This is a genomic window from bacterium, assembly GCA_040755795.1.
In the GTDB taxonomy this organism is placed as follows: Bacteria; UBA9089; CG2-30-40-21; order CG2-30-40-21; family SBAY01; genus JBFLXS01.
On record JBFLXS010000587.1, the window covers coordinates 1 to 2,021 of the forward strand.

General features: G+C 35.2%; 1 protein-coding gene. It reads right to left on the minus strand.

Going from position 1 to position 2,021, the window contains the following annotated elements; genetic code table 11:
* Nucleotides 1-347: 347 nt before the first annotated feature.
* Nucleotides 348-1,286, minus strand: a complete 939-nt coding sequence (locus AB1414_20000) for a hypothetical protein (protein MEW6609696.1) — start codon at nt 1,284-1,286, stop codon at nt 348-350.
* Nucleotides 1,287-2,021 lie beyond the last annotated feature (735 nt).

Sequence of the window (2,021 nt, forward strand, 5' to 3'; positions counted from 1 at the left end):
CCCGGCACTTTCTTGTCCACGGTGTTGTAAGGCAAATATACCCAGATATGTTAATCTGCCTGCCTTTGGATGACCATAAACGCCAAAAATGCCACATTCGTCTCTGAATTTATCCTCTTTCATATCCCTTCCTCTTTGATAGTGTCGTGTTGAACAAATAACGCACAGAATTTGATTCTGGTAACTGGTAATTAAATATCGTTCGGCTGATCTCAGGACGAAACTATTTAACCAATTACCAGTTACCAATTATCCGTTTGCAGGTTATGAAATCTGATGATATCCCGTGCAAAACTTACTCAACACCACAATAGTGTATTCATTTAATTATGTGGATACACCCTAACCTATAATAATTTTAACTTCAATGATTTAAATCTTTCCTCAACCTTCTCTAAAGAGACTACCTTTAATCCTGAAAGTATATCATCACCAGTTAATTCTTTAATAGTTTGGGCTATTTCTTTAGAGCCAATTTTATTATTGGAGGTTGTCAATTTAGAGATAATTTTAGCCACAATCCCTCGACCATGTCGATTTACCAGGTCAATTATAATAAAGGTAGAGGCTGGAGTATAGAAATATTCCAATTCTTTGGAGATTTGGTAATCTGTCAGGTCTATCGTTTCCTGACCCGGTTTTTTATTAGCGTATAATTTAAGTATTCTCGGATATTCATAATTAAAAAAGGCATATCGGTCAAATCTTTGCCAGCATAAAAATCCAATATACCCACCTATCCCTTCGGCAAACCAAACTCCATCCTCTTTTAATTTTAATTTTTCTTTTATGATACCTTTAACCAATTCTTTGGGCAAGGTATAGACAAGTCGAAGCCGAGTTTTGGCGTCACGAAAGGGAAAACCTGTCTCTGCAACAACGGGATAACATAATATCCCATCTACCCGAACTAAACCCTTATTTGTATATTTTAAAAATATATCATCTATGTCTTCACAAAAAACCAGTCCATAAGGTTGATATGATAAGAGGTTCTCTTGAGGAATTTCTAGAACCTTTTCTATCATTTCATACTCTTTGACTAAAATTTCTAATATTTGATGAGCGAGTTTTTTTTGAGTAGCATTTTCTTCAGGATAAAAAATTTCTACTATCCCTTTTTTTAGTGGTTCTTTTGAAATTTGCAGATGAGTAAAACTCGGTTGTTCAGCCTCTTTATGTAGCCAAAATTTAATTCCCAAAGGTAGCACACCCACAATTATACCACATATAAATCCGAGGATGAACTTTTTGTGCATATTTTCTTCCTCAATAAAGATTATCATACATATCTGAAGTTGTCAAGAGGCTGACCGAGAATTTTTTAAAAATATCTTCTACTATTTTGGTAAAACCTGCTAAATTTAATTAAAAATTGGTAACCGTTCAGGTGGTAATTTACCGCAGAGACGCAGAGAAACAGAACAGAGAAGACATGGAAATAAATCAGATAACAGAAAAGGTCAAAGAAATAGTCAAGAAATAGGGGTCACATCTTGTCAAGAAATAGGTCAAGAAATAGGGGTCACATCTTGAGTGAGTGTTGACAATAGGTATAGATTTAGGTACGAGTTATCTCTTTGGATAACAAGGAGTTAGAGACAACAGATAAAGAAGCAGGTTTGGGGTCAATTAAAAAAAATTAAAGTTTTTTAAAAAAAAATGTCGAGGATACCTAATAGAAAGATAAATTTTTTTAAACTAGGGAAAGAGAAAGGAAATAGGGGTCACATCTTGCAAGGAAATAGAAGGAAATAGGGGTCAAGAGGGGTCAGAGAGGGGTCAGGGTCAGAGGGTCACATCTTGAATTGGGGGTCATCTTGAATTGGGGGTCACATGAATTGGGGGTCACATCTTGAATTGCATGAATTGGGGGTCACATCTTGTGAATTGGGGGTCACATCTTGAGTGAGTGTTGCCAAGAAAAACTACATTTTGTTTGACGAGGAACAAATTTTAGTGTATGTATAACTCTATTAAAATAAAGCGATTAAGAAATTAGGTATAAACTTACATGGAGT

Coding starts and splice junctions, on each gene's coding strand:
- AB1414_20000 (MEW6609696.1), bottom strand. CDS start 1,286: ATGATAATCTTTATTGAGGAAGAAAATATGCACAAAAAGTTCATCCTC.